Raw genomic sequence first — 6229 nt, forward strand, 5'->3', positions numbered from 1 at the left:
TCGCGAAGAACCCGAATTACTGGAATGCCGGTTACGTGCAGCTCAACCAGGTGACGTACCTGCCTATCGAAGATGAGAATTCCGCCGATGCCGGCGCGCTCAGCGGAAACAGCGGTCGCGCCGAAAAGCGTCCATTCGATGTCACCAGCCGCGTCGACTGATCGGCCGCGAGAAACTCGATGCCGTTCGTTGCATGACGCCGCAAAAACGCCGCGACCGACACCTTCAACGCGCCGGCGATCTTGTGCAAGACCTTGATGGACGGCACGCTGCGGGCCGATTCGATCTGCGCGAGCATCGCACGGGAAACGCCGGATGCGCGGGCGAGGGCGTCGAGTGAAAGCTGGCGCTCCGCCCGCAGCCTCGCCAGGTTCACGCCGACAAGATATTCCAATGCGTCGCTTGCTTCCTGAGCGCTCGTCTGAGGAACGTGTTCCTCAAGATGGATTTCCGTCGATGTCGCCCGCGTTGCCTCGGCGCGTTCGGCCGGCTCGCGTGCGTCGTACGATTCGCGCACGAGTTCCAGCGATGAATAAGCCGGTGCAACCATGATGAGCCTCCATTCGGACATGCCGCGCAGACCGGCGCGGCATCGGTGAAGGAAAGACTAGCATCGGCAGAAGTTGCATCAAACGAAGATATCGTCACACCGTTATCAGGCGCGGCAGGATAGTTTTTTACACGGCGGTTCGCGATGGAGCCAGCGGCGCGGATTGAAATTGCGGTTGCGCCCATGCTTGTGTTTGTGCAAACCATCCGTCGATACGCCGCGTCACCTCATCCAGCGATCCGGGCTCCATGTGCAAGCCCAGTTTCGAGCGGCGCCACAGGACGTCGTCGGCGCAGGTCGCCCATTCGTTGTCGCGCAGATAGCGCAGTTCGGCCTCGTAAAGGCCTGGCGCGATGGCTTCGCCCAGACCAGTCAGCGAGGTTGCATCGCCGAGCAGCTTTTGGACACGGGTTCCGTAAGCGCGTGCATACCTGTGAGCCAGATCCGCCGGCAGCCATGGCTTGTTCTGCTTCAACGCGGCGAGGAATCTGTCGAAATTCGCATCGGCGATATCACCGCCCGGCAGCGGCGCACCTTCCGTCCAAGTCTTGCTTTTGGCGGGAGACTGGAGCGCGTCGCCGAGTTTATCGACGGCTTCTTCCGCGAGCTTGCGAAAGGTCGTGATCTTTCCGCCGAACACCGATAACAGCGGAGCCTGGTTCGCGGGGGTATCGAGTTCGAGCAGATAGTCGCGCGTAACGGCCGATGCGTTTTCCGCGTTCTCGTCCTCGAGCAAGCCGCGCACGCCGGAATAGCTCCAGCAGACGTCGCCGGGGCCGATGTGCTTCTTGAAGTACCGGTTAATCGACTCGCACAGGTACGTGGTCTCTTCGGGACTGATGGTCACCTTCGATGTATCGCCGTGATACTCCAGATCCGTCGTGCCGATCAGCGTGTAATCGTGCTCGTAGGGAATTGCGAAGATGATGCGCTTGTCCGGATTCTGGAAGATGTATGCGTGGTCATGTTCAAAGAGGCGGCGCGTGACGATATGGCTGCCCTTGACGAGGCGCACGGTATGGCGCGTGTGTGTGCCGCTGCCAAGCGATCCTTTGAGCAGTTCGCTGACCCACGGACCCGCCGCGTTAGCGATGGAACGCGCTTGCACGTCGAACGTCGCACCGTGGTCGTCCACGAGCGTGGCATGCCACACACCGTCGTTGCGCGCCGCGCTGACAAGCCGCGTGCGGGTCTTGATCACCGCGCCGTGTTCCTGCGCATCGACCGCGTTCAGCACGACCAGGCGCGCGTCGTCCACCCAACCATCGGAATACACAAAACCGCGCTTGATCGAATCGATGAGCGGCACGCCGGCGGGGTGTTTGCGCATGTCAATGCCTCTCGACCCCGGCAGCAACTGGCGCCGCGCGAGGTGATCGTAGAGGAACAGGCCGGCGCGGATCATCCAGGCCGGGCGCAGGTTGGGCATGTGCGGCATCACGAAACGCAGCGGCCACATGATGTGGGGCGCGGCGCGCAGCAAGACTTCGCGTTCCTGCAACGCCTTGCGCACGAGCGAGTATTCGCCATATTCGAGATAACGCAGGCCGCCGTGAATGAGCTTGGTGCTCGATGACGACGTATGCGACGCCAGATCGTCCTTCTCGCACAACAGCACGCTCAAACCCCGGCCCGACGCGTCGCGTGCAATGCCCGTGCCATTGACCCCGCCGCCCACGACGAGCACATCGAAAAGATTATCTTGCATCGCTTATTCGCCTCATTTGCCTTCGCCGCGCTCCGGCAGAACATAAATGTTCGAATTCGAAATTTAACGAACAAAAACGAAAATGTAAAGTCGGCTGATCGGCTAACGCTTCGTTTTGGCGAATATTCTCGGTTTTCGGTCGTTTACCAGAGCAACAGGCCGTTTGGCCGAGTGGCGCGAAGGCGGCGTCAGACCGATACTGTGGAAAGTGAAAACCGGGAGTAAAGACAATGCGAAAGTTGCTGGTGGCAGGCGCGTTTGGGGCGCTGGTGCTGGGCGGATGTGTTTCGACGCCCGATATGTCGGGGTCGATGGGCGCGCCTTCCTTGAGTGCGCTGCAGTCCATGTGCGGTTCGACCGCCGTGGATTACGGCGCGGATGCGCAGAGCGTGTACTCAGCGTTATTCGATGCGTATGTGGCGCAGAAGCGCGGCAAGGTATCGAAGGATCAGTTCTGCGCGTTCCAGGCGGGGATCGCGGACCAGCATTCGGCGTTCGCGGCCAGCCGCACGACCGAAGCGCAAAGCGCATGGGCGACGTTCTTTACCGATCAGCGGGCGCAAGCGCTCAGTTGGCGCGCCGCCGTCGATCCGACGTTGCGCGCGGGCTGAATGAACAAAGGCGGGTTAAACGAGGCGAGGATTACGAGTACCGCTTGATTGCCTTCATCGTGGAGTCGCCAGTAGCCGTGAGGCTCCAGAGCTGAAGTCCCGATGCGAGATTCTCCAGTTGCACGAGCTGACGCTCGAGGAGGGCGTCGAGTTCGTCGCGAACCATGTCCATCTGGTTGGGTGCTTCCTGTAGCAGGAGCAGCGTGGCAAATTCGTGCGGACTGAGCATCGTGTTCTCCATGACGCGTTAAGCGAGGCAGGAACTTCGAGCCGGCAGACCTATGGCGAACAGCCGCTTCCTGAGCCTTGGAAGGCGGCGCTGCGTAGCCGGGATTTGATTGTATGCAAGCGCCGCTCGAGTGCCAAACGCTTGCGCAAAATAATGGGTTTGACTTTTGGGAGGCGCGAAAGCGGTTCGGCGGGAGCGGGAAAACGTAGAAATTACCTGAGGTTCGTGCCGCAGCGCACACATCGATTTCGGTTGCGCTCAACGAAACCTTACTCGGCGATGTACACCTGCGTGTTCGCAGCCGTGAGCGTTTCGGCCATTTCCGGCGGCGTGGGGGCATCGGTGAAAAGCGCGTCGATCTGGTTCAGATGACCGAGCCGGACAAGCGCCGGACGGCCAAATTTCGAGTGATCGGCGGCGAGGAAAACGGTGCGTGCGTGATTGATGATCGCTTCGGCCACGCGGACCTCGCGGGTATCGAAGTCGCGCAGTGTACCGTCCGGTTCAATACTCGACGCCCCGATGATCGCAAAATCCACCTTGAACTGACGGATGAAGTCGATGGCAAGCTCGCCCACAATGCCTTTGTCCCACGGACGGACAATGCCGCCGGTGATCAGCACTTCGCAATCGGGGTAGCCGCTCATCATGGCCGCCACGTTGAGGTTGTTCGTTATCACGTGCAAGCCGCGGTGCCGGTTCAGCGCCCGGGCAACTTCCTCGGTCGTGGTGCCGAGGTTGATGAAGAGCGAAGCCTGATCAGGAATATGCGATGCAACCAGCGCGGCGATGCGGCGCTTTTCATCGTGGAACATGCGCTGACGCGCCGTGTACGAGACGTTCTCCGAACTGGTCGGAAGGCTCGCGCCGCCGTGGTAACGGCGCAGCAGGTTCATGTCCGAGAGCCAGTTGACGTCGCGGCGAATGGTCTGTGGGGTGACGTCGAAATGTGTGGCCAGGTCCTCGACGGTCACGAAGCCATCGCGTTGCACCCAGTCGAGCAGCTCTTGCTGTCGTGCGTTCAAGGTGATGCGGGGATCTCGAGTCATGGCGTCCGTACGTGCGCTTCAATGTCGTGAGGTGGCCGTATTGTAAGGGATAGGCCGCATCGACTGGACGATAAGGCCGTGCGGTATAGACATCCCCACAAGCAAACTCCTGAGGATGGCAAGGTTGATCGATGAACGTCGATATCTCGCAGCTTCAGGTATTACAACCGTCCCACTTGTCATCCCGCAAACAGCAGTGTCATTGCGCTTTGGCGAAATCGACTTGTAAGCAAGACCAGGCCGCGCTGTTCGCGCACTGGCAACTTACTCCCATGACTCGGTATGATTTGTGCTGAATTAAACAGTATCCGGAACTGACCCATGGCTTGAGCGGTCTCTCTTCGTGCCTGCAGCTTCGCTATAACCCGGCTAATATGCAGGCTCAAAGAAGTCCTCAACCACATGAGAACGCCATGACTTCGTTGTTCATGGCGTTGCCTGATTTTCGGCCGGTTTGGCTGACGGCGCGTTCAATACAGATTTGGGAGCGCGATATTTATGCACACTGAAAGTACCCATGTGATGCCTTGGCGGATCGAAGACATCGACCTGTCCCGGATCGACCGTCGCAAGGCGGCATCCAACGAACATCTGCTTTTGTTGCTATGTGCGGCCTCGTTCATCGAGAGCGGCACCGATCTCTACACGAGCAACCTGAGCACCTATTTCAACGACGATCCGGAAGTTTCCTCATGGCTCAACACCGAGTGGGAGCCGGAGGAAATGCAGCACGGCCGCGCGTTGAAGACGTACATCAACCATGTGTGGCCCGAGTTCGACTGGGACACGGCCTTCAAGAATTTCTTCGCCGAGTACTCGCTGACGTGTTCGGTCGAGGACTTCGAGAAGACCCGCGCGCTGGAAATGGTCGCGCGGTGCGTGGTGGAGACCGGTACGGCAACCTTGTACCGTGCTATCAATGAATGCTCTGACGAACCGGTGCTGAAGCAGCTCACAGACAACATCCGCACCGACGAAGTTCGTCACTACAAGCACTTTTTCCGCTTCTTCAAGAAGTACAACAAGATCGAAGGCAACGGCCGGTTCGCCGTGCTGGGCGCGCTGCTGCGACGCGTGATGGAAATCAAGAACGAGGATTCCGAGATCGCGTTGCGCCACGTTTTTGCCATCCGCTATCCGGATCGCGCGAACGATACAGCGCATAACCGCGAGCTGGCAGCGCGCGTGAACGCGCTGGTTCGACGCAACTTATCAGCGGATATGTGCGTGAAGATGCTGCTCAAGCCGCTGGACCTGCCCGCACGCATCCAGCCTAGCGTTCACTATCCGATCGCGAAGATCACGCAGCACGTTTTCTTCCGCTGAACTTCGCTGTGCGTGACGCCCGATCGATGGCCCGCTTTCGCGGGCCATCGTCCTTTCACGGAGTTCCATATGAACGATCCCTCGGCATCGGGTACACGCGACATCGAGCACGGCACGTTTGACGAATGGCCGTTGCCGCTGCGCGCGCTCTTCGACGGCACATCGATAGAAACGAAAGCGGGTTTCACTGCATCGCTTCTCGCCGCCGATGAAGGCCGCATCCGGACGTCGTTGTTGAGCGTCGGCGAGTTGTTCGCGCCGGACCCCGGCAGCTTGTGCTTTTCGTTGTGGCCGCAGTCGCGGGCGGCGCGGGTGATATCGAAGACCGGCGTGGCCACACTGACCTTCGTCTTCGATGAAGCGTTCTTCCAGGTGCAGCTACAGGCCAAGGTCGTGCCGTTAGCGGACTCGCCGGTGACGTGTTTTATCGCGACGATCGAGAGCGGTGAATGGCAGAAGGTTGCCTACGCGCGGCTCGTGCAGGGAATCGAATTCGCCTTTGCCGAGGGGCAGGAGAACGCCGTACTGGACCGATGGCGTCATCAGGTGGAAGGACTGAAGCGGGCCGCGAGCGCGGCCCCCTGAAACGAAAACAGCGGAGCTAAAAAGCGCCGCTGTCTGAACTCACCGCATCGATTAACGCCCGCGTTGACCCGTGCGCGGCGTATCGCGCCGGCCAGCACCGCCGCCTTCAGTCCGCGGCTTGCCGCCCAGCAACGCGCCAGCCGGTCGTGCGCCTTCCGGCTTGCGCGGAGA

6 protein-coding genes and 1 pseudogene are annotated in these 6229 nt (G+C 60.0%); 3 read left to right on the plus strand and 4 right to left on the minus strand.

The annotated features are described in order from the left end of the window. Window positions 1-76 precede the first annotated feature (76 nt). Window positions 77-550: pseudogene (locus ACRXB1_RS27760) on the minus strand (helix-turn-helix domain-containing protein); the annotation flags it as partial. A 127-nt stretch (window positions 551-677) separates the two neighbouring features. Continuing rightward, complete coding sequence (glpD, locus tag ACRXB1_RS27765; protein ID WP_174364044.1) at window positions 678-2258, minus strand: glycerol-3-phosphate dehydrogenase; 1581 nt, start codon at window positions 2256-2258, stop codon at window positions 678-680. Window positions 2259-2488: 230 nt separating this feature from the next. On the opposite strand from glpD, the gene ACRXB1_RS27770 reads away from it, so the two are divergent. Beyond that, the gene (locus ACRXB1_RS27770; RefSeq protein WP_449493849.1) at window positions 2489-2869 is read left to right on the plus strand and encodes a hypothetical protein; all 381 of its coding nucleotides are present in this window, start codon (window positions 2489-2491) and stop codon (window positions 2867-2869) included. 31 nt (window positions 2870-2900) lie between these two features. Here the strand turns inward: ACRXB1_RS27770 and ACRXB1_RS27775 are convergent, their stop codons facing one another. Together ACRXB1_RS27775 and ACRXB1_RS27780 are read right to left on the minus strand one after the other, a co-directional pair. After that, window positions 2901-3098 carry a hypothetical protein gene (locus ACRXB1_RS27775; RefSeq protein ID WP_062000698.1) on the minus strand — a complete coding sequence of 66 codons (198 nt, stop codon included), beginning with the start codon at window positions 3096-3098 and terminating at the stop codon, window positions 2901-2903. Between the two features lie 269 nt (window positions 3099-3367). Beyond that, a complete protein-coding gene (locus ACRXB1_RS27780; RefSeq protein WP_174364042.1) occupies window positions 3368-4147 on the minus strand; it encodes a DeoR/GlpR family DNA-binding transcription regulator in 780 nt (259 codons plus the stop codon). A 498-nt stretch (window positions 4148-4645) separates the two neighbouring features. Between ACRXB1_RS27780 and ACRXB1_RS27785 the strand changes: the two genes are divergently transcribed. Continuing rightward, the gene (locus ACRXB1_RS27785; protein WP_062169301.1) at window positions 4646-5473 is read left to right on the plus strand and encodes a ferritin-like domain-containing protein; all 828 of its coding nucleotides are present in this window, start codon (window positions 4646-4648) and stop codon (window positions 5471-5473) included. Window positions 5474-5542: 69 nt separating this feature from the next. After that, entirely contained in the window at window positions 5543-6058 is a 516-nt protein-coding gene (locus tag ACRXB1_RS27790; protein WP_449493850.1) for a hypothetical protein, read from the plus strand. Window positions 6059-6229 lie beyond the last annotated feature (171 nt).

It is taken from the genome of Caballeronia sp. M23-90 (assembly GCF_053574605.1).